The sequence below is a fragment of the Desulfofundulus luciae genome, from assembly GCF_030813795.1.
Classification (GTDB): domain Bacteria; phylum Bacillota; class Desulfotomaculia; order Desulfotomaculales; family Desulfovirgulaceae; genus Desulfofundulus; species Desulfofundulus luciae.
Genome location: NZ_JAUSUX010000010.1, coordinates 1 through 19,862, shown reverse-complemented (window position 1 = coordinate 19,862; position 19,862 = coordinate 1). Strand labels below are relative to the sequence as shown.

Here is a 19,862-nt window from a genome sequence, read left to right as displayed (position 1 = left end):
TCACCTCTCTTCTATCTTAACGAAACGGCTTTTGCGGATGTTTTGAAAAACTTGCCCAACAGCGACTTCCGCTCACGATAATCGGCGTGGCTTTCCGGAACAATCCTGCCTTTTCCGGCCGCTTCTTCCTCCCCGCGCGACAGCAACCCGGCCAGTTCAAATATGCTCTGGCTGATGGCGCTCCCCGCCTCGGCCAGAACGAAGGGCATTCCCCTGTTGATGGAGGGCAGGACGATTTTCTCTTCGTCAGGCACGGCGTGCCAGAGGGAAAAATTCAAGCTTTTTTCGAGCTCGCTTGGTTTGAGCACATCCGGGCGGGTCTTGTTCAAAACGAGCTTTATTTTGTTATGAAAGTTCAAGCGTTCGAGAATATCAATGTTCAGGCGCGCGTGTTTCAAGGCCGGCAGATCCTGGGTAACCAGGACGAGAACCTGATCGGCGGCTTCCAGGGTGCCAACAACCACTTCATTTAAGTAAGCGCAAGTATCCACCACCACGTAGTCATAACTTTTCTTTAAAGTTTGCAAAATTGCCGTCACCTGTGCTCCCGTAACCGTTTCTGCCTGCTCCGGGTCGGCTGGGGACAGCAGAGCATTGATCCCCGAAAAGTGGGGGGCAAGATAGCTCTCCAGAAGGGAGGGGTCCGTGTAATCAGGTTCCTGAATTACTTCGGTGACGGTTCCTTTGGTGGGCATATTCAGGAGCACCGCCGCGTCCCCGCCCGCCAGATCCAGATCAACCAGAACCACCTTTTGGCCCGTCCCCTGGGCCAGGGCGACGGCCAGGTTGCAGGCCAGGGTAGTGCGCCCTACACCGCCTTTGGTGCTGAAAAGAGTGACCACTTTGCCGGGGATGCGGGCCGGTTGCGGGGGGGCGCCGGCAACCTGCCCGCCGCTAAAATGAACCTGCCTTTTCTTATGAAAAGCACCTGCTCTGCGGATTGTTTCGGCCAGCTCGCTGCTGTTAAAGGGCTTGACCAGGTAATCACGCGCCCCCGCAGCCATGGCTTTGCGCAGGTATTCCTGTTCCCCCTGGATGGAAATGATCACCACGGCAACTTCCGGAAACTGCATTGAGATCAGCTCCGTCGCCTGGATACCGTCCATCCTGGGCATGTTGATATCCATCAAAACCACATCCGGCTGCAGGGTTTCGGTGAGGCGCAGGGCTTCCTCCCCGTCGGCGGCTTCCCCCACTACTTTGATATCTTCCTCGAAGTAAAGAAGGCGTTTAATGTCCTCCCTGGTGCCGGCAATGTCGTCGGCAATTAAAACTCTGGTCGTCTCCAAATTAACTCACCTCCCGAATCAGGAAAGCTAGCGTACGAGATTTCCCAGCCGGGCAGACGGGAGGGCCACTTCCGCTCCATCACCGGGTGAACGCAGCAGCAGGCGAACCGACCCCCTTTCGGCGGCCAGGATCAGCGTCTGTGCCTGTTGCGGGGTAACCTCCAGAGTAACCGTTTGAGTCTGCACGGACTTATTGTTGTTTTTGACCGGGTTCGGGTCCGCGGACTGGTTGACGGCCAAAACATTTACATTTTGAATGAGCAGGGAAGTAACAGTTTCCCTGGCGCCTCCTGAAGGCACGTCCACCGTACCTGCCACGTCCACCCTGTCCCCGGGCCGTAAGAGCCCGGCGACGCCGGAAACATCGTTGACGGCAATGGTGGCCGCCCTTTTGCCGGGACTGACCAGAAAGGCCAACCCCTGGGAAGGATCTTTGGGTCCGGCTATTTTCGTCTTCAAAATCTGCTCCCCGGGATAGATTATGGTGGTGGTAATTTTGCCCACCACTTCTTCCCGCTTCACAAGCGCTTCCTTATGGATGTAAGAAGACGGTATCTCCTTGACCTCCAGCATATTTTCCGTAATCTTTGTCTGGGGCGGGATTTTTTCCCGGGCCAGGACCACCGGTCGAAAATCACCGGTGCTCCGGTAGGTGGCCTTTAACTGCTGAAGATAGGTATAAACTCCATACGCTGCCACAAGGCCAAAAACCACGGCCAGGATAAGGAACAGGTTAACTTTCCCGCGCAACAAGCGAAAAGCCCCCTTTCACGCTGTTCACTGCCCGGGCTACTCCAGCAATCTCACCGCATAAAGGCCGGTATCCGGAGGCCGGGAAAAATCCGCCTCTCCTTCCACCGTGGTGCAAATAAAATACCCGTGTATTTCGTCTTTTTCTGAATCGGCCCGGTCCACCAAAAAGGCGGCAAAACCCTCTACTTTTACCTGGCTTCTCCCGTGGAGCGTACCGCTGGGATCGTAAACGGGAATAATCAGGATTTTCGGGCAGCCCGGCTCAAAATGGTCCACCGTGCAGTTGTTTTTGCAGCGGGCCAGCCGCTCGTCGATACCCTCGGTAGGACCGCTCATGTTACCCGGCTCGGTCGTGACCAGGTCTCCTACCGCGATCTCGCCGCTGTATCCATAAATCAAGTTCTGCCGGTAAGTGCTCGCCCCGGTGCCGCCCAGGGCCAGGGCGCCGAAATTTCCGGGAAAGGCGGGATCTCCGTATTTTAAAGTGTACCTTTTTCCAAATTGAAAGTTCTGTTTGGGCACCAGCAAGGGGGCAACCCCCCGGCAAGAGGTAACTCCCGCCACGGCGGCAGAAGCGGCGGCCTGTACTTTTCCGGATGTATACCCCAGCAGCCGGGCCAGGATGAAGTCCACTTCTTTCTCGGCGGTTACCTCAACCACCTTCAGCCCGGACGGGCTGGTGGAAATAGAAACCGTCAGCCCTGCGGGATCGGCCCCGTTTTGCAGCGCGTATTGCTCGGCGCAGCTTTTGGCGACCGCTTCGTCGCCGCTCCCGGCTGGAGACAGTTCCGCGGCTCCTGCCAGCGCCGCGGCGTCCACGGCGTTAATCAGGCGCTGCTTGTTTAAGGTATACAGGCCAAAATCAGTGACCAGGGCGGCAAACCCGAGCAGGCCCAACATCATCAGGGAAACCAAAACGAAAGCGCCGCCCCTTTCATCCGCCGCCAGCCGGGAAAGAACTTTTTTAATCATCGGCAGGCTCCTTTCACTCCACCCGCATCGTGGTAGCGGCTTTAATGGTGAAGGGGTCCGGCAGCAACGCACTGATCAAGGGAATGACCAGGTCCACGGAATAAGTCACCGTCACTGTGAGCATGTCCCCCCGCCCGTAACTCTCGGGTTCCAGCAAAACATCCAGGGAATTGGCGTCCAGCGACGGTGCAGAAGCGATTACCTTCTCGCGCACCCCATCGTAAGTTTCCCCCACCACGGCGACCCGGGCACCCTCGCGGCTGGCACCGGTGATCACCAGATAAGCATGGAAAATGCGCCCGAATTCAATAATTCCCCCTAAAATCAACAGCAACGCCGGAAGCAACAGGGCCAGTTCCACCATCGCCTGGCCTTTTTGAGAGCGGATAATCCTTTTCCACATCCGGCAGCTCACCTCAAAATAAACGGAAACAGATAGGCCGCAAAAACGCCTGCAAAAATGGCGGCCCCGAAGGGAATCGCGTCACCCGGCGCGGCCTGTTCCAGGGGAGTTAAGGCGTACGGGGCGGGAACCCGGGCAAGGCGAAGGAGGGCAGCGCATCCGATCGCCCGCAGGGAGGAAAGCAGGCGCCCCTGCCTGATCAGCAAAACACAGGACATCAGGCCGCCGGCCAGCGCCGCACCTAAAAAGACCAGAAGGGTAAATTGCGGCCCTTTAATCATCCCGATCGTGGCCAGCAGCTTGACATCTCCCGCCCCCATCTGGCGTACGGCAAAGGGGATCAAGAGAAGCAACAGGCCGGTCAAAAAACCGGCCATCCCCTCCGCCAGGCCCTTAAGACCATGAAAATATAGCTGCATGATGACGCCGATGAGGGCAAAGGGCAACAACACTTTATTGTATATTTTGTTCCAGCGCAGATCCGTGTACAGGCAGATGGCCGTGAGCGCGATCACGAGAATGTCAAAAGAAATCATCATGTGACAAAACCCGCCGAAACCACTTTATTGGACTTTTCCACCCTCGGTACTGAGCTTACCACCAATCTTGTTAAAAATTTCGTTGATGCCGCCCGACAAAATCCCTAAGGCCGCAATGGCCGCAATGGCTACCAGCGCCAGGATCAGCCCGTACTCGGCCATCCCCTGCCCGCTCTCTTCCTTCACCAGACGGGTCACTAAATTCCGCATGCAAAAACACCATCCTTTCTTTTTCTTCTGATTCTACCACCGGTAGACTTTTTACACATCGCACAGGCGTCTCATTTCAAGTTGTGATTTTGGTCTTAATTTCCATAGGACCGAAGTCCCAAAAAAAAAGAGGAGCGAAAAGCCCTTTCACACCTGCACCAGCTTGTTTTTGATGGCGTAAAGCACCGCCTGCGTTCGATCATTAACGTTTAACTTTTGAAAGATATTGGTCAGGTGATTTTTCACCGTCTTTTCGCTGATGAAAAGTTTTTGGGCGATGCTTTTGTTGCTTTCTCCCTGGGCGAGCAGTTGGAGGATTTCCAACTCCCGGTTGGTCAGAATATTTCCCGCTTTCCCCGTCCGGCGGTTGAACTCCTGAAAAACTTTCGCCGCCAGCCGGGGCGAAATAAAGGATTCCCCGCGGGTTACACCCAAAATGGTTTCCAGCAATTTGTCCGGGCTCACGTCCTTTAACAGATAGGCCGAGACCCCGGCCTGGATCAGCTCAAATAAATATTCTTCCTGGTCGTGGATGGTTAAAGCGATAACTTTGGTGCCGGGCATCTCCGCTTTAATTAACTTGCAGGCGGTAATGCCGTTCATGCCGGGCATATTGACGTCGAGGAGTACAACGTCCGCCCCCGTCCGGCGAGTCAATTCTACGGCCTGCTCCCCGCTTTCCGCTTCCCCGGCGATAACCACGTCCGGCACCAGCGAAAGAATCCTGCGCAGGCCTTCCCTGATCAAAGGGTGGTCATCCGCAATAACAACCTTGATCGCCAAGTGCACCCCAACTCCTTTTTTATTAAAAGGAATTATAAGGAATTATAAGAACAAAACATAAATTAGAAAAACACTTCCAAACTATTCCTGCAGCGGAACCGTTACATATACTGCAGTCCCCCTGCCCGGGGCCGTGTTGATTTGTACAGAACCGTTTAGAAGCTGCGCCCTTTCGCGGATATTGATCAGCCCGTAACCTTCCGGGCGGCTGCTATTTTTTACTTCCTCAAGATCAAAGCCTTTCCCGTCATCCCTAACCAAAAGGTTTACCCTCTCCGGCAGGACCTCCATTTTGATCAGTACGCTGCGGGCCGCCGCGTGCTTGCGCACGTTATTCAAGCATTCCTGGACAATCCGAAATAACGTTACCTCCGTAGAAACGGGCAGTCGCCGGTCCTGTCCAAAAAAGGAAAATTCGGCGGCTATTCCGTACTGCTCCCGAAAATCGGCCACATAACGCTTTAAGGCCGCCACCAGCCCCAGGTCGTCCAGTACCATCGGCCGCAGGTCAAAGATGATTTTGCGCACGTCCTGCAGGCTTTGCCGGACGAGCTCCCGCAGGGCATTGAGCTCTTCCTTCAACCTGGCGGGATCGATTTCTAATAGTTTTAGACAAAATTCTGCCCGCATGACAATGTTGGCCATCATTTGCGCGGGTCCGTCATGTATTTCCCGGGCGACGCGCTTGCGTTCCTCTTCCTGGGCCCTGATGATGCTGACCCCGAGATCGTGGAGCTGCTGCAGTTCCCCTATTTTCAGCGACACCTGCTGCAGGTTGTTGCTGAGGTAATTAATGGCCGTGCTCAGGTGGGCAAGGGTGCTTTCCACTCTGGCCAGGCTGGTTTTCATGTGCCTTAAGTTTATTTCCAGCTGATCCCGGCGGAAGCGGAGCATTTTTTCCTGATTGCGCAGGTCGCGTAAACGGAGTTGCAAATTTTGGGCCGTTTCGTAGGCGCTTTTGATATCTTCCTCCCGGTAGCGCTTGAAATCCCTGCTCACTTCCATGAGGTGAATGCGCGCCTTTTTCTCCCGTATTTCCAGATCATCCACCTGGTCGATGGTCTTCCTCAGTTCCTCCATCACCTGCTGCAACTCTTGCTGGATGCGGTTGCATTCAATCTGCGTGGCTTCCGCGATCTCGAAAATCTGGCTCCTTCCATTTTCCATGGCGGCAAGAGTATCTTTAATTACCCTGTCTAAAGCTGAAATGTCAAACAAGCCTTCTCACCCCGTCCCGTTCAGCAGAAACACACATTTTGCACAGGATGCTGTACATTTCATTCTACCGTCTTGTAGAGACATTCTGATATATTTTCGTTAAGGCACTGCTGACACCTCTGGAGCTACCCCTCCTGCTTTAGTGAAGTCATAAGGCTTTATTCGAGAGCGTTAGGGCAATACCCTTTTTACATGCTTCCACCATATGTACTTTTGATTGCCGTTTTACGTACATCGTTTATGCCCCAAAACAAGTACCAACTGAAGAAAGATTTCGGGGAGAATGTTATATGAAATGTTATAGTAGCATACTTGAAAAAATAAAAAGAAAATTTCCCCGGGGAGAACTCTGGATTTCCGGGGAAATACTAAGAGAGTTAGGCCTGGAACAAACGCAGGAGCGCTTGGGGAATTGGCGCTGCCAAAAGGTGTCATGGAAATATAAGTAAGCCAGTGTTTAAGGTGGAGCCGGTTGGTAATACAAACCCCGGCGCCTGCGCATTACACCGCGTTACGGCCGGGAGTACCGCCTGTAAAACACTGGTATTCAGCACTTCCGCCCAGTTGACGTGTCCCCGGCTGGCTGTTAAAATGGAAAAGGAGAGTAAGACTGAGTAAGAAAGTTAGAATGGAGTGAGCTAAAACCATGAACCTTATACGAATTCGCTCCAAAGGACAGATAACGCTTCCCCTTCCGGTCCGAAGGGCCGTGCAGGCTGACGTCGGCGATTACCTCGTGTGCGAGGTCCGTGGGGACAGCGTGATCCTGCGTAAGGCGCCCGTCTACCCCCGCGCCAGCTTTGACGACGGCATCTGGCGGCTGGTGGGTTCCGCGGAGGATAAGGAAGGGAGAGAAGATGTTTCCGTCGATAAGCACAAATACTTGGGGGATGAGCTGTGAGGGTGCTGGTAGATTCCAGTGCGATAGCAGCCCTGATCCTGCGGAACGACCAGCGGCATCCTGAAGCGGTCCGGGCTCTCCGCTATTTCACCGAGAAGGGGGCCGAACTGGTCCTCACCAACTTCATCGTCGCCGAGACGTACAACCTCCTTGCGGCCAGGGCATACCCGGCAAAAGCCAGAGAATGGCTGCTGGCCAATACCTGGCCCGTGGAGAGGGTTTCGGAAGAAGACGAAAAAGAGGCCCGCCGTATCTTAGAAAAATACGCCGACAAGGATTTTTCCTATACCGATGCCACCAGCTTTGCCCTCATGGCCCGCCTCTCCTTCGACCTGGTTTTCACCTACGACCGGCACTTCACCCAGTACGGGCTGCGCACCCAGGAAGACCTGCTGGCTCGAGGAGAAATTTGACAGATTTTTAGCCGCCGCGTGCCCGGCAAAGATAAGACCCAAAGACTCTAAAGTCCGGGCATTTTTTAAACTCGTCCGCCGCTTTTTTTTGCCCCTCCCGGGTTGTCTTGATCGATTTTCACGGCCTTAGCGCCCTCCTTTCAAGCCTGATTTTGGACACGAAAGCCTTTACAGTCAATACAAGGAACATTGTCATGCGCTGTTGCTTTTTGTTCGGGAACTGTGAGCACAGGGGCATCCTGGTACCCATCCGCCTGCCCACGGGCCAGAAGCGGTGCAGGAGGGGTTATGTCCATGGAGGCTATTCACTGTAATACTTCCGACAAATACTCTCCCCGTTTGACCGCACGTCCTCCAGGTAGGGTCATCTCTGGTGGACCTTGTTCACCCGGGACAGATCCAGGTCGAAGTAATATACCCCCCGGTTTCCGACCACAGGATAACAGGGTATATCCGTCGGGATAGGCCACAAAACTTTCCCCCTGCACCTCCCGGCCGTCGGGGTAGCTGGTCGCGGTATTGTTGGCTGCAACCACAAAAACGGTATTTTTACAGGCGTATACGGGTGCGGACCCGCTTCCATTGTTTCCAGAGGCATGCTCGCAGGCGACGCATCAGGCACCCTTCAATCTCCCGTAATGGGCCGGGTGTCTCCGCCAGGGCGAAGTATCCAACCCATCCCCGGGCCGTGGCTTTGCCTCCAGCTCCTCCGGACCCCACCTCACGATGGGCGCCCTTGCCTTTGGCTAGCAGGCTCGTGCTGCCTCGCCCGCAGCGGACTTTAACCGCCAAGTTAACGCCCATGCCGGGCGCACATGGGGTTAAAGAGGCCGGAAAGCTTCAAGCTTCCGGCCCCTTTCTGCTGAATGTTTTATATGGCCGCTTTCCCTGTCTCCCCGGTGCGGATGCGGATGGCATTATCGATCTTATAAGTAAAGAGCTTGCCGTCGCCGATCTCCCCGGTCCTGGCTGCCCCGGTGATGGCTTTGACGACGGACTCGACGTCCCTATCCGGGACCACCATCTCCACCTTGACTTTCGGCAGCAGGTTTATACTGTATTCGGCGCCGCGGTAGACTTCGGTGCGGCCCTTCTGGAGCCCGCAGCCTATCACCTGGGTCACGGTCATGCCCTGGATGCCGCACTTGTTCACGGCTTCCTTGACGGACTCCAGCTTGCCGGGGCGCAGGATGCATTCGATCTTGGTCAAGAGTATCTCCTCCTTATAGCAGGTTTCACCTAAAACGCTGTTCGTAAAAGCGACAGTAACGCCAATAGATTACTCCTTATTCTGCAGGGCCGGCTTCACGGCGATGCCGACTGCATAAGCGGCGGGCACCCCAACGCCCAGAGGCGAACCGGCCAGGGGAAAATCGGTGTAAGCATCTTCCCCGTGCTGGGTAATGTCCAGGCCGGCGTCCTGCTCCTCGTCGCTTGCCCGGAGCTTGCAGAAAACATTGATAACTTTCAGGATAATAAAGGTACCCACTGCCGCTATGATCCAACTGGCAGCGATGCCAATCAACTGAGTGACAACCTGGTCAGGGTTGCCGTAGAAGAGTCCGTTATTGCCAGCTTCGTTGACTGCTTTGCTGGCGAAAAGGCCCGTTGCCAGAGCGCCCCAGGTACCGCCGATGCCGTGCACGCCGAAAGCGTCGAGAGAGTCGTCGTAGCCCAGCTTCCCCTTGAGCACACTCACCGCCAGGTAACAGATCGCCCCGCCCACCAGGCCGATAATAATGGACGACATCGGAGTAACAAAGCCACAGGCGGGTGTGATGGCAACCAGGCCGGCTACCGCGCCACTGGCCGCGCCAAGTACGGTCGGCTTGCCGTGGCGGAGCCACTCGACAATCACCCAGGACATCATCGCCGCTGCCGTAGCCAGGTGCGTATTGACAAAAGCTATAGTCGTCAGGCTACCCGCCGCCAGTGAACTGCCGGCGTTAAAGCCGAACCAGCCGAACCACAGTAGAGCAGCTCCGGTAACCGTCATAGGCAGGTTGTGCGGAATCATCGGCTCGGTGCCGTAGCCCTTACGCTTGCCGATAATTAGCGCGGCCACCAGGCCGGATACACCGGAGATGATATGCACCACCGTACCGCCGGCAAAGTCGAGGGCGCCCAGTTCACGCAGCCACCCTCCTACACCCCATACCCAGTGGGCAACAGGGTCATAGATAAACGTAGCCCAGGCCACTATAAAGAGCAGGTAAGCAGAAAACCTCATCCGCTCGGCGACGGATCCGGATATAATCGCCGGTGTGATGATGGCAAAAACCATCTGGAAGATCATGAAAACCTGGTGAGGTATGGTAGCAGAATAGTCCGGGTTCGGTTCCACTCCCACACCTTTGAGGCCAAGCCAGTCAAGGTTGCCGATAATGTGGCCGAGATCCGGGCCGAAGGCCAGGCTGTAGCCGTAAAACGCCCACTGGATGCTGATTATGCCCATAGCGATGAAGCTGTACATAATGGTGCTCAGGACGTTCTTCTTACGGGCCATGCCACCGTAGAAGAGGGCCAGGCCGGGTGTCATTAGCAAAACCATGGCAGTTGAAACCAGGATAAAGGCTGTATCGCCGGTGTCAATTTTCGGAGCTGCTTCTGCAGCAGTCTCCACCGCATCCTCTGCCCAGGCCAGAGTCGGCAGTGTCATCAAAAAAGTAAGCGCCACGAATATAGTCCGCAAAAACCGGTTTCTCATTTTCCTTAACCTCCCTGTTTAAGCTGTTTTTCATTGAGCCTTGTTTGAGAACCATCCGTCAAAAAACGCTTTCTCCCGAAGTTGGCGCCTTACTTTAAAAGGTGCGTTTATTTTCCGGGTTCCCGGTATAACAGAAAACATCCTCGCAACAGGGCTTAAATCCTGTCTTGAGAGCGTCACTGCTCGATTTAATTACATCCCTGAAACCTTAACAAAAAACGCTTTTCAGGAAAACACCTTTCCTAAAAAGCGTCATTGCCACTTCGATACTACTTCGTATCAATTGGTTACATTATGTTTTTATAGCACTTTAAGGAATTAATGAAATTTTAAGCACGCCCAAAGATCACTTCAGAACCCACCATTGGTATGCGGGTAATAGCCGAGGCCTCCACCGAAAGCGCCCGCAGATCCTCGGGCTCCAGGTTGTGGCAGTTGGTCTTGCCGCAGATGCGGGTAATCATCCGCACTTCCTCGGTCATGGCCTGGATCAGGTTGGCCAACCGCTCCGCCCCCTGCTCCCAGTCGAATCGCTTGCGCAATTCGGGATCCTGGGTGCATAAACCGGCGGGACACTGACCGGTGGCACACTGGCGGCAAGCGCGGCAACCCAGGGCAATAAGAGCCGCTGTGCCGATACCCACTGCTTTGGCCCCCAAGGCCAGGGCTTTAGCTACATCAGCGCCATCTTTGATCCCTCCCATCACCACAATATCAATCTCGTCTTCCATTCCCTCTTCCCTTAATCCATCCATTGCTGCAACCAATGCCGCCATGGTAGGAATACCTACGTTATTCTTGAAGATCTCCGGCCCCGCGCCCGTGCCACCCTCCATGCCGTCCAGCACTACGATATCGGCACCAACCTTGCAGGCAATCTTAACGTCCTCCTTTACCCGGCTGGCGCCAATCTTTAAAGAGATGGGCACCTGCCAGTCTGTGGCTTCGCGCAACTCCAGGATTTTTAAAACCAGGTCATCGGGCCCCATAAAATCGGGGTGCCGGCTGGGACTACGGAGGTCGATGCCAACAGGCAGGCCCCTTTGTTTGGCAATGTCAGGAGTGATTTTAGACCCCAGCAAATGCCCGCCGGATCCGGGCTTTGCCCCCTGGCTGATGAACAATTCAACAGCATCCGCTCGCTGCAAATCCCGCGGATTAAAACCGTAGCGGCCTGGGGTACACTGGTAGATCAACTGCCTGGCCAGTCGCCTCTCTTCCTCAAGCATACCGCCTTCGCCAGTATTACCCACAGTTCCGGCCAGGGTAGAGGCCTTGGCGAAGGCCATTTTCACTTCTTTGGAAACCGCCCCGTAGCTCATGGGCGCAATGATGATAGGCGTTTCCAGCTTCAACGGCCGCCTGGCGTTACGCGCTCCCAGGACAGTAGTGGTATCGCAATCCTCCCTGTGCACATCAATACATAAGCGGCTTAAAGCGGCAGCCAGGAAGGTAAGGTCATCAAATGTAGGAACCGGGCGTTTGACGCCAAACCCTTCGATTACGCTACGGCCCAGCCGCGCCTTTTCCTGAATCTGCTTGCGGACATCCTGATTCCATAATTGGAAATTACTCACCTTCGTACACCTTCTTTCCGTACCGGTGGTGCTTTTGACCGGAAACAAACTTGCGGAATGCAGGGGGCTTTGGCAGACCGTAACATGCAAGCAGGTCGCTTAAATAGATATCATCCTCAACCGTGTAATCCACTTCCCTGGCGTCTACTCCTAAACTCTCCACTTTGCCGCCGACGTAGATGGTTCCGCCCACCATATAGTGCCCAACCAGGTCCCCGGCATCACCGATAACGACTATGGTACCGTTTATCATCATAAAACCGGTCATAAAACCGCAGTTACCGCCGACAATAATAGTGCCGCCCTTCATGACCTGCCCGGAGCGGGAACCCATATGCCCCTTTACCACCAGGACACCGCCGCGCATTCCCGGTGCGGCGCAGCTGCCGGCATTCCCCTCTACGATGAATTCTCCCGACATCATGTTGTCGGCTGCAAACCAGCCAACATTGCCTTCCACCCGGAGCTTGACGCCTTCGTTGAGGCAACCGCAGAAATAGCCCGCGCTGCCGCGAATCGTCATGTTTAATTCTCCGAGGATACCCACCCCCAGGTGATGCCTCGCCCGGGGGTTAAGAATCTCCACTTCCTCCCCTGCTTTCACCGCTTCCCTGAGGGCCCGGTTAATTTCAGTTACGGATACTTTGTCTGCATCAAGAGTGATCATTCCAACCTCACCGCCCGATAGGTTAATTTCGTGAAGTTATGCTCTCCAGTAATGGACCATGTACCGGTCGAATACGGCGGCGGTTCCTCAACAGTGACATTTTCCATATCCGGTAACAAGGCCTGCAGGCTTATTTCCTCGGAAGCCAGCACCACCCTGTCTTCCATGTCCACATAAACCAGGGGTTTAGCCGCCAGTTTATCCTTGGCAAAACCAATCTCCGTTGGTGTTGACACCAGGAAGGTGTATGTCCCGTCCAGGTCCTCGAGGCTTTGTACCAGGATATCCTGAAGCTTCATGTCCGTCTTCAGATAGTGGGCAATATAGATAGCGATAAGTTCAGAATCATTATCGGTCCGGAACTGGTAGCCCCACCTCTCAAACTTCCTCCTGAGCTTCCAGTAATTCGTCAACTGTCCGTTGTGAACAATGGCTACGTCGCTGAAACCATAGGCCCAGAACGGGTGTGCCCGGTCGGGGCTGACCACGCTCTCCGTCGCCAACCGGGCGTGGCCTATACCGTGGGTACCCTCAACACTGCTATAGTTATATATCTCATCAAGCTGATCGGATGTCCCGAGATCCTTGTAGATCCGTAGCTGATTGCCGATACTGATGGTCTGAACCTTGCACTTGTCCAGTTCATAGCACAGGTCCGGTTCAGATCCCTCGTAAAAAGCGCGAATGCTCATAATTGTACCTTTGGTTCGGGCTTCCAGGATCTCTCCACCCACCTTCTTCAGCAGGTCTTCAACGATAGCCAAAACATCCTCTGCGGCTTTATCGTTTTCCACCCGGACATTAATCAACAGCACATCATATTTGCCAATCTTTTCTTTAGCGCTAAAAATGGCAACGCCGCTGGAATCTTCACCTCGATGGCGAATTCCATAGATCAGTCTCTTTAGATCGGCGCCCACCTTACCGGTGGCATTTTTATAAAGAACGCCTCCTATGCCACACATCACTTTCTCCTCCTTTTACCTTGTCAACCCCAAAATATTTTTCGACAAATCCTGATCCAGTTCCATGACATACGGGATACCGCTTACCCTGGCTGCCTCGGGCGTTAGTGCCACTAAGGACCCGCGGTCAATGCCATCCAGGTTCGAGATCCGGGCGCCGCACATCAGCTGCCGCAGACCCTGCTTCAATCGTTCAAAATAGTTGTAAACACCCAGCGCTCCGTCCGGAATACGGTTGAAATCCTTGCCGAAACGCTGCTTCAGTTCAGTGGCGCAGTAGAAGATTTGCAATTTTGTCGCCCCGTACCTTTGATATATAGAGCTTATTTTGCCCTGTTTAATCGAGTGACCGATGGTTTTAGCCACCATGGCCGCCGCCAAAGGCGCCCGGCCCATGGCGATGAGTTTAACATAAGGCGCCCCCATGGCCAGCCCTTTAAAGACGTGATCTTCCAGGCTAAAGCCGCCGGCCATCGCTACCGCCGGCAGGTAGGCCCCTTTATCCGCCAGTGAGTCCAGGTACCGGTAAAGCAGGGATTCAAGCCAGATGGTAGGAATGCCCCACTCATTCATCATGCGCCAGGGACTCATACCCGTACCGCCGCCGGCGCCATCCACAATCAGGAGATCCAGTTGAGCGTCCGAAGCGTACTTTACAGCCCTGGCCAGGTCGGCCGGCCGGTATGCCCCGGTTTTGAGAAACACAAACCTGGCTCCCGCCTGACGAAGTTGTTCTACCCGGCGCAAGAAGCTTTCTTCATCCACCGTGCCCACCCGGGAATGACGTTCAAACGCAGCCACCGCACCCTGGTGATAGGCTTCCTGAACAATGGGGTCTTCGGGGTCGGGAAGCACGATATAACCACGCCGCTTGAGCATCAAAGCCCGCTCCAGGCTCTTGATTTGCACCTCGCCGCCGATACTTTTGGCACCTTGTCCCCATTTGAGCTCTACGGCCTGAATGCCGAGTTTGTCCAGAGCGTATTCGTGAACGCCAATAATGTTATCCTCAATGTTTGCCTGCACCGCTATGGTCCCAAAACCATCGTTCCAATTCTGGAAAAGCTTGACCCTGCGCTTTAATTCGGGAGAATTTACCACCCTCCCGTTTTTAAATTCTGCCCTGGGGTCCATTCCACAGACATTCTCACCGATGGTAATAACAGTGCCGCTAATGGCGGCCCCCACCGCCAGCCCATCCCAGTTGCGGCTGGCAATGTCGGTGGAACCCATCGCACCGATTATGACCGGGAGCTTAACCTTTAAATTGCCGCGGCGCCCTATGGCCCTTTCCAGATTTATGTCCTGGAAAACGTCCGGGCTACAACCAGGCGATCCCCCCCTGGCACAAACAACACTACCCAAAATATTAAAATGGGAAAAATCTATGGGATAATCTTTCTCGGAAGCAGAACTGACCTCGCCAAACGGCTCGGGATAGATAGCCTCCTTACCCCGTACCGCCGATTTGCCAACCTCGCAGAAACCTTCGCACCCATCCCTGCAGGTCGTGCACATGCCACTGAACGGAGACACCGATTTCGGCGTCCGGTTTCGTGTAGCCGTTGCATCAGAACGATTAGGCCTGCTGAAAGTCATAAAACCCTCCCCCAAGCTCTAATTTCTCTTTACCCCTCGGATGCACGCTTCCGGAAAGCGGCTGTTAGTGCCGGCAGGACTTCCAAGACGTCTCCAACGATACCGTAAGTCGCTAACTGGAATATCGGGGCCTCTACATCATTGTTAATGGCAACAATAATATCCGAGTTGCGCATGCCGGCCAGATGCTGTACAGCGCCGGATATCCCGCAGGCAATATAAACTTTGGGCTTAACACTTTTTCCCGTCTGGCCCACCTGGTGCTTGTAAGGCACCCAGCCCGCGTCCACAATGGCCCGGGAAGCCCCGCAAGCAGCGCCAAGCACTTCCGCCAGTTCACGCACCAGCTTGTAGTGCTCGGACCGGCCGAGCCCTCGGCCGCCTGAAACAATTACGTCCGCGTCCTCTAAACGAACCTCGCCGGTCTCCTCTACGGCTACCTCAATGACTTTCACCCGTTCCGGCAAACCACCGGGAGCAAGGCGTACTTCCTCCACGGTTACATCCGGATTCCCGTCCGGGCTTAGGGGGGTAAAGGACTTCGCTCTCATCACCGCCAGCGCCGGCAGTGCAACCACCTCTTTTGTTGCCAGCACCGTCCCCCCGTAGAGGGGCACTACACCCCGGAGAGTTTCTGCGGTCCAATCAATGGCGGTACATTCGGCTAAAAGCCCTGCCCCCAGCTTGGCCGCCACCCGGGGAGCGACGGACTTGCCTGCGATGCTGGCGCCAAGCAGCAGCACCGCCGGCTTTCGCGTCTTTACTGCCGCAGCCAGGGCATGGGCGTGGTCCTCATCACTGAACCGGGCCAGAGCTGGATGGCTTAAGACCAGAACATGGTCGGCCCCGTAAAGACCTAGCGTCGCGGCGCCGTCAGAAGAAACCTCTCCTGTAACCACGGCGGTTACCCGCCCGCCCGACCGGTCGGCCAGAAACCTGCCTGCCGCCAGCAGCTCCAGGGTCAGTGGCGAAGGTTCATTCCGGCAAAATTCGGCCCAGATCCAAATATCTCTACCGACCACAGCAGCTCCCCCTTTTCATTGCTATGTTCGCATCAAGCAGCTTCACCAGTTGGTCTATTTGCTCCTTCAGGCTACCCTGCAGGAGCACTCCCCGCGGCCTGGGAGGAGCTGCCTCCAGCTTTATGATGCGGGTGCGCGCCTCACCGGCCCGGAAGGGTTCAAGCCCCAGGTCACTGATGCTGAACGTGGATATAACTGTTTTTTTAGCTCTTATTACACCTTTAACAGAAGCCAGCCGGGGTTCGCCTATTTCCCGGGAAACTGTGCAGAGTACAGGAACAGCGGCGTCCAGTGTTTCCACAGCCCACTCCAGATCCCGTTCCACTCGCACCCTTTCGTTTTCCACCCAGATCTTACGTACTGCAGAAACGTGAGGTATTTCCAGGAACTCGGCCAGCATGGGCCCCACCTGGCCGCTGTTGGCAACTGTGGATTCCCTGCCGACCAGGACCAAATCGGCTCCACCAAGGCGCTGGATGGCGGCTGCCAACACAAGGGCGGTGTAACTGCTGTCAATACTCTCGCAGCCGGAGTCCGTTACGTGCACCGCCTGATCGGCACCCATGGCCACAGCCTGGCGTAACGACTCCACAACCTTCCCCCCACCAAATCCCAGGACCACTACTGTCGCGCCGACGTCGTCCTTGAGCCGGAGCCCCCCTTCCAGTGCGTGAGCATCAAAAAGATTCATCATGGTGTTACCTGTAAGATAATGCAATTCCCCGGCTTCATTAACCCGAACATCGCCGGGTATAGGGACTTGTTTTAAACAGACAACAATGCGCACCGTCATCTACCCCCAACCGCCTGCATGCAAGCGATTTTACACGTAATAAAAATACGTCCTTCGGAAAGTCATGTTAAAGACCGCTATCCAACCGTCAGGTAACGCTCTATCTCCCAATCTGAAACGGTGCTGTGGTACTCATCCCACTCCTTGCGCTTGACTTGCAGGTAAAGAAGCAGGTAATCGCTCCCCAGAGCCTCACGCAGCACTTCGTCCGCCTCCAATTCATCCAGCGCCTCATTAAGGTTTGAAGGGAGCACCCTTATCCCGCGACCCAGTAATTCCTCCACTGTGTACGCGTAAGTGTTTTCTTCAAAGGGCGGGCCCGGATCGATGCGGTTTTCAATACCGTCCATCCCGGCTGCCAGGATTGCCGCCGCCGCCAGATACGGGTTAGCCGCACCGTCCACGGTACGCTTTTCGATCCGGCCCGGACCCGGGATGCGGATCATGACGGAGCGGTTGTTTCCACCGTAGGTGATATACACCGGCGCCCACGTCGCCCCCGACGTGGTGGGCCGGGTCACCAGCCGCTTATAAGAGTTAACGGTGGGAGAGGTGATTGCCGCCAAAGCCCGGGCGTGCTTCAACAGCCCGCCGATGAACCAGTACGCGGTTTGGGAAAGACCGTGTGAATTGTTGCGGTCCAGGAAAAGATTAGTCCGGCCCCCGGCGTCCCAAAGGCTCAGGTGGTAGTGGCATCCATTCCCCGTCAGGTTCTTGAAGGGCTTGGGCATAAAGGTGGCCGTAAGGCCCTGCTGCTCGGCCAGGCTCCGGATTAAAAACCTGGCAAAGGTCAGGCGGTCGCACTGGTCCAGCACGTCGGAGTACTGCCAATTGATCTCGAACTGGCAGTTTGCGTCTTCGTGGTCGCACTGGTAAACCCCCCAACCCAGTTCGTTCATGGAGTCCACCAGCCTGGTAACAAAATCCAGGTTCCGGGTCAGGGCCTGCTGGTTGTAGCAAGGTTTGGCAGAATTGTCCAGCGGGTCGAAAGGCGCAATGCTGCCGTTCTCCCGCCGCACCAGGAAAAATTCGGGCTCCATCCCCGCCATCAGGCGGTATCCCCGGGCCGAAGCCTTTTCCAGCACCCTCATTAGAATTGTCCGCGGGCAATAGGGCCATTGTTCTCCATTAACGTAAAGGTTTGAGGCCAGCCAGGCAACCTCCCGTTGCCAGGGCAAGACATGTAATGATGAAAAATCGGGGATGGCCATGATATCCGGGTCGTGCGGCCCCTGGCCAAGGTCTCCGGCCGCAAAGCCCGCAAACCCCACGCCTTCGGCGGCTACTGCCTCCAGGGTTTCCGCCGGTACCAGCTTCGCCCTGCTGATCCCGTTCATTTCTACAAACGATATCATTAAATAACGGATACCCTTTTCGCGGATCAAGGCTGCTACTTCAGATAAGGTCATAAAAACACCTCCTATCCTTGAAAAATAATAGCTTAACGCAGCTTCTGTCCTCTGCTGTAGGGGTTCAACCCCTCGATAGGCCTACCTTCGGCAAAGCGGGTGACGCTGAACAAGCCGACGTCGAACACCTGGGCATCCCCGTCCAGAATGAGTTCGGCCATCGCCTCTCCGGCCACCGGGGTAAACTTGAAACCATGCCCGCTGTAACCCGCGTTGACGTAAAAACCTTCCAGCCCCGGCACAGGCCCGATCAGTGCCTGATAGTCCGGCGTCACCTCGTAGCACCCTGAGTAACCCTTACGAATTTGGCCGTCCTCCAGCCGCGGCAAGCGCTGCACCGCTTTGAGTGTGGCGTTTTCCACCGCCTCCAGGTCGGTTTCCTCATTGTAAAAATCGGGGTCTACCACCTCCGATTCTGAAAGGTCACTGTTGCCCAGCAGGGTAAGATTGCCGGTTTCAGACCGCATGTACTGGAGCAGGACGAGGTCTGAAAGAACCGGGTGCTCGCCTGTAAAGTCAGCGGGCCTTTCCAGAATCACCACCTGCTCCCGGTGCGCCTCCACCGGAACCTCCAACCCGGCCAAGCGGGCTACCCTGTTGGCCCATGCCCCGGCGCAGTCCACCACAACCGGTGCCTCAATTTCTTCCTCCGGAGTCTTTACCCCCCGCACCCTGCTGTCGCCTCCGAGGATTTCCACCACAGGAGTCATCTGCAGGTATTGCACTCCCAGTTCCCGCCCCCGCTGCACCAGCGAGGTCATCAGAAGCCCGGGGTCGGCGTAACCCGATTCCGGCTCCATGGCGGCAGCGGCAATGCCCTCCAGGTTAATGCCGGGGACCATTTTTTTTACTTCCTGAAGGTCGATCATATCCACAGATACCCCGATTTCCTTATGCATGGCCACATTTTTTTTAAGGGTGTCCACGTTGTCTGGTCCCACCATAACGATGTAGCCGGTCCTGGTGTATCCGCACTGGCCGCCGACAGCTTCACTGAAGTTCTGGAATATGGACAAGGATTTTAAAGCCATCCGGACGAGCTCCGGGTGAGTATAGTGACACCGCAGGATGGCGCTGGACTTACCTGAGCTTCCCGAGCCCAGGGTCGACTTTTCCACCACCACCACCCGTTTCATGCCGCGTTTGGCCAGGTGATAGGCGGTGCTGCACCCGATGAGCCCCCCGCCGATTATTACCGCGTCTGCAGTACGTGACATATCGTTTCACTCCCCTGATTAGTTTTGATGTCTGTTAAACGAACAGGGCGCTTCCGACAAAGCATCGCTGCTCTGTAGAAAGCGCCCTTGCGTTTGTCAATATAAAATTGATCCACCTGATAATGTGAAAGTGATCCACCAATGATAAAGTAAAAGTGATCCACTTCCACCGTTTTACCAATATCTAACATGATGGTTATTTTGTAGAGCGTAACAAAACGCTATGCCATAGCCATTAGCCCATTAATTGATCTGCCAGGCAAGAGTCGAATTGATGTAGCTCGGGCAGGGAAGAAGCTACCCCAATTCAAAAGTAAACCGATATGCAATTGCCGGCAGCCCCAGCTTATCCAGTCCCTTTAGCCGGAACCGTCTTACCGGGTTAATAACAGTGAATTGGCAACTACCTCCGGCACGATTGGTTC

Annotated in this window: 21 protein-coding genes; 2 read left to right on the top strand and 19 right to left on the bottom strand. The window is 55.1% G+C overall.

What is annotated here, in order from left to right; genetic code table 11:
- Positions 1 to 11 precede the first annotated feature (11 nt).
- From J2Z49_RS07460 to J2Z49_RS07425, 8 genes are all read right to left on the bottom strand, one after another.
- Complete coding sequence (locus J2Z49_RS07460; RefSeq protein ID WP_307401543.1) at positions 12 to 1,289, bottom strand: AAA family ATPase; 1,278 nt, start codon at positions 1,287 to 1,289, stop codon at positions 12 to 14.
- A 27-nt stretch (positions 1,290 to 1,316) separates the two neighbouring features.
- On the bottom strand, positions 1,317 to 2,042 hold the full coding sequence (gene cpaB, locus J2Z49_RS07455; RefSeq protein ID WP_307401540.1) for a Flp pilus assembly protein CpaB: 726 nt from the start codon (positions 2,040 to 2,042) through the stop codon (positions 1,317 to 1,319).
- A 36-nt stretch (positions 2,043 to 2,078) separates the two neighbouring features.
- Positions 2,079 to 3,014, bottom strand: a complete 936-nt coding sequence (locus J2Z49_RS07450; protein WP_307401537.1) for a pilus assembly protein TadG-related protein — start codon at positions 3,012 to 3,014, stop codon at positions 2,079 to 2,081.
- 13 nt (positions 3,015 to 3,027) lie between these two features.
- Positions 3,028 to 3,417, bottom strand: a complete 390-nt coding sequence (locus J2Z49_RS07445) for a TadE/TadG family type IV pilus assembly protein (protein WP_307401536.1) — start codon at positions 3,415 to 3,417, stop codon at positions 3,028 to 3,030.
- 8 nt (positions 3,418 to 3,425) lie between these two features.
- Positions 3,426 to 3,956, bottom strand: coding sequence for an A24 family peptidase (locus J2Z49_RS07440; protein ID WP_166345790.1), 531 nt, complete (start codon positions 3,954 to 3,956; stop codon positions 3,426 to 3,428).
- A 24-nt stretch (positions 3,957 to 3,980) separates the two neighbouring features.
- The gene (locus J2Z49_RS07435) at positions 3,981 to 4,166 is read right to left on the bottom strand and encodes a Flp family type IVb pilin (protein WP_121450622.1); all 186 of its coding nucleotides are present in this window, start codon (positions 4,164 to 4,166) and stop codon (positions 3,981 to 3,983) included.
- Between the two features lie 147 nt (positions 4,167 to 4,313).
- Complete coding sequence (locus tag J2Z49_RS07430; RefSeq protein WP_307401530.1) at positions 4,314 to 4,955, bottom strand: response regulator; 642 nt, start codon at positions 4,953 to 4,955, stop codon at positions 4,314 to 4,316.
- Positions 4,956 to 5,030: 75 nt separating this feature from the next.
- Entirely contained in the window at positions 5,031 to 6,167 is a 1,137-nt protein-coding gene (locus J2Z49_RS07425) for a sensor histidine kinase (protein ID WP_307401528.1), read from the bottom strand.
- A gap of 646 nt (positions 6,168 to 6,813) precedes the next feature.
- Here J2Z49_RS07425 and J2Z49_RS07420 point away from each other — a divergent pair.
- Together J2Z49_RS07420 and J2Z49_RS07415 are read left to right on the top strand one after the other, a co-directional pair.
- The gene (locus J2Z49_RS07420; RefSeq protein ID WP_072866829.1) at positions 6,814 to 7,068 is read left to right on the top strand and encodes an AbrB/MazE/SpoVT family DNA-binding domain-containing protein; all 255 of its coding nucleotides are present in this window, start codon (positions 6,814 to 6,816) and stop codon (positions 7,066 to 7,068) included.
- Positions 7,065 to 7,481: a type II toxin-antitoxin system VapC family toxin gene (locus tag J2Z49_RS07415; protein ID WP_072866830.1), complete on the top strand. Its 417-nt coding sequence runs from the start codon at positions 7,065 to 7,067 to the stop codon at positions 7,479 to 7,481. Before J2Z49_RS07420 ends, J2Z49_RS07415 begins: the two co-directional genes overlap by 4 nt.
- Positions 7,482 to 8,030: 549 nt before the next feature.
- Here J2Z49_RS07415 and J2Z49_RS07410 read toward each other — a convergent pair.
- The 11 genes from J2Z49_RS07410 to J2Z49_RS07360 all read right to left on the bottom strand — a co-directional run bounded on the left by J2Z49_RS07410 (position 8,031) and on the right by J2Z49_RS07360 (position 19,437).
- Positions 8,031 to 8,273 (bottom strand): group II intron maturase-specific domain-containing protein, encoded by a 243-nt coding sequence (locus tag J2Z49_RS07410; protein WP_307401523.1) that lies wholly within the window; start codon positions 8,271 to 8,273, stop codon positions 8,031 to 8,033.
- A gap of 79 nt (positions 8,274 to 8,352) precedes the next feature.
- Positions 8,353 to 8,691: a P-II family nitrogen regulator gene (locus tag J2Z49_RS07405; RefSeq protein ID WP_307401519.1), complete on the bottom strand. Its 339-nt coding sequence runs from the start codon at positions 8,689 to 8,691 to the stop codon at positions 8,353 to 8,355.
- Positions 8,692 to 8,760: 69 nt separating this feature from the next.
- The gene (locus tag J2Z49_RS07400) at positions 8,761 to 10,188 is read right to left on the bottom strand and encodes an ammonium transporter (protein WP_307401517.1); all 1,428 of its coding nucleotides are present in this window, start codon (positions 10,186 to 10,188) and stop codon (positions 8,761 to 8,763) included.
- A gap of 329 nt (positions 10,189 to 10,517) precedes the next feature.
- Positions 10,518 to 11,765: an FMN-binding glutamate synthase family protein gene (locus J2Z49_RS07395; RefSeq protein ID WP_307401514.1), complete on the bottom strand. Its 1,248-nt coding sequence runs from the start codon at positions 11,763 to 11,765 to the stop codon at positions 10,518 to 10,520.
- The gene (locus tag J2Z49_RS07390; RefSeq protein ID WP_307401511.1) at positions 11,758 to 12,432 is read right to left on the bottom strand and encodes a GltB/FmdC/FwdC-like GXGXG domain-containing protein; all 675 of its coding nucleotides are present in this window, start codon (positions 12,430 to 12,432) and stop codon (positions 11,758 to 11,760) included. Before J2Z49_RS07390 ends, J2Z49_RS07395 begins: the two co-directional genes overlap by 8 nt.
- Positions 12,429 to 13,397 carry a class II glutamine amidotransferase domain-containing protein gene (locus J2Z49_RS07385; protein ID WP_307401509.1) on the bottom strand — a complete coding sequence of 323 codons (969 nt, stop codon included), beginning with the start codon at positions 13,395 to 13,397 and terminating at the stop codon, positions 12,429 to 12,431. The genes J2Z49_RS07390 and J2Z49_RS07385 overlap by 4 nt, the downstream gene beginning before the upstream one ends.
- Positions 13,398 to 13,412: 15 nt before the next feature.
- Complete coding sequence (locus J2Z49_RS07380; RefSeq protein ID WP_307401507.1) at positions 13,413 to 14,996, bottom strand: FMN-binding glutamate synthase family protein; 1,584 nt, start codon at positions 14,994 to 14,996, stop codon at positions 13,413 to 13,415.
- Positions 14,997 to 15,025: 29 nt separating this feature from the next.
- Complete coding sequence (locus J2Z49_RS07375) at positions 15,026 to 16,018, bottom strand: electron transfer flavoprotein subunit alpha/FixB family protein (RefSeq protein ID WP_307401504.1); 993 nt, start codon at positions 16,016 to 16,018, stop codon at positions 15,026 to 15,028.
- Positions 16,008 to 16,811 carry an electron transfer flavoprotein subunit beta/FixA family protein gene (locus J2Z49_RS07370; RefSeq protein WP_307401501.1) on the bottom strand — a complete coding sequence of 268 codons (804 nt, stop codon included), beginning with the start codon at positions 16,809 to 16,811 and terminating at the stop codon, positions 16,008 to 16,010. Before J2Z49_RS07370 ends, J2Z49_RS07375 begins: the two co-directional genes overlap by 11 nt.
- Positions 16,812 to 16,888: 77 nt before the next feature.
- Positions 16,889 to 18,220 carry a type III glutamate--ammonia ligase gene (gene glnT, locus J2Z49_RS07365; protein ID WP_307401498.1) on the bottom strand — a complete coding sequence of 444 codons (1,332 nt, stop codon included), beginning with the start codon at positions 18,218 to 18,220 and terminating at the stop codon, positions 16,889 to 16,891.
- A 32-nt stretch (positions 18,221 to 18,252) separates the two neighbouring features.
- Positions 18,253 to 19,437, bottom strand: coding sequence for an NAD(P)/FAD-dependent oxidoreductase (locus J2Z49_RS07360; RefSeq protein WP_307401495.1), 1,185 nt, complete (start codon positions 19,435 to 19,437; stop codon positions 18,253 to 18,255).
- Positions 19,438 to 19,862: the final 425 nt, after the last annotated feature.

What these genes read in the sequence shown, in the direction of transcription:
- J2Z49_RS07390 (WP_307401511.1), bottom strand. Translation starts at nt 12,432, where the DNA reads ATGATCACTCTTGATGCAGACAAAGTATCCGTAACTGAAATTAACCGG.
- J2Z49_RS07435 (WP_121450622.1), bottom strand. Translation starts at nt 4,166, where the DNA reads ATGCGGAATTTAGTGACCCGTCTGGTGAAGGAAGAGAGCGGGCAGGGG.
- J2Z49_RS07400 (WP_307401517.1), bottom strand. Translation starts at nt 10,188, where the DNA reads ATGAGAAACCGGTTTTTGCGGACTATATTCGTGGCGCTTACTTTTTTG.
- J2Z49_RS07440 (WP_166345790.1), bottom strand. Translation starts at nt 3,956, where the DNA reads ATGATGATTTCTTTTGACATTCTCGTGATCGCGCTCACGGCCATCTGC.
- glnT (WP_307401498.1), bottom strand. Translation starts at nt 18,220, where the DNA reads ATGACCTTATCTGAAGTAGCAGCCTTGATCCGCGAAAAGGGTATCCGT.
- J2Z49_RS07380 (WP_307401507.1), bottom strand. Translation starts at nt 14,996, where the DNA reads ATGACTTTCAGCAGGCCTAATCGTTCTGATGCAACGGCTACACGAAAC.
- J2Z49_RS07445 (WP_307401536.1), bottom strand. Translation starts at nt 3,417, where the DNA reads ATGTGGAAAAGGATTATCCGCTCTCAAAAAGGCCAGGCGATGGTGGAA.
- J2Z49_RS07370 (WP_307401501.1), bottom strand. Translation starts at nt 16,811, where the DNA reads ATGACGGTGCGCATTGTTGTCTGTTTAAAACAAGTCCCTATACCCGGC.
- J2Z49_RS07420 (WP_072866829.1), top strand. Translation starts at nt 6,814, where the DNA reads ATGAACCTTATACGAATTCGCTCCAAAGGACAGATAACGCTTCCCCTT.
- J2Z49_RS07450 (WP_307401537.1), bottom strand. Translation starts at nt 3,014, where the DNA reads ATGATTAAAAAAGTTCTTTCCCGGCTGGCGGCGGATGAAAGGGGCGGC.
- J2Z49_RS07385 (WP_307401509.1), bottom strand. Translation starts at nt 13,397, where the DNA reads ATGTGTGGCATAGGAGGCGTTCTTTATAAAAATGCCACCGGTAAGGTG.
- J2Z49_RS07360 (WP_307401495.1), bottom strand. Translation starts at nt 19,437, where the DNA reads ATGTCACGTACTGCAGACGCGGTAATAATCGGCGGGGGGCTCATCGGG.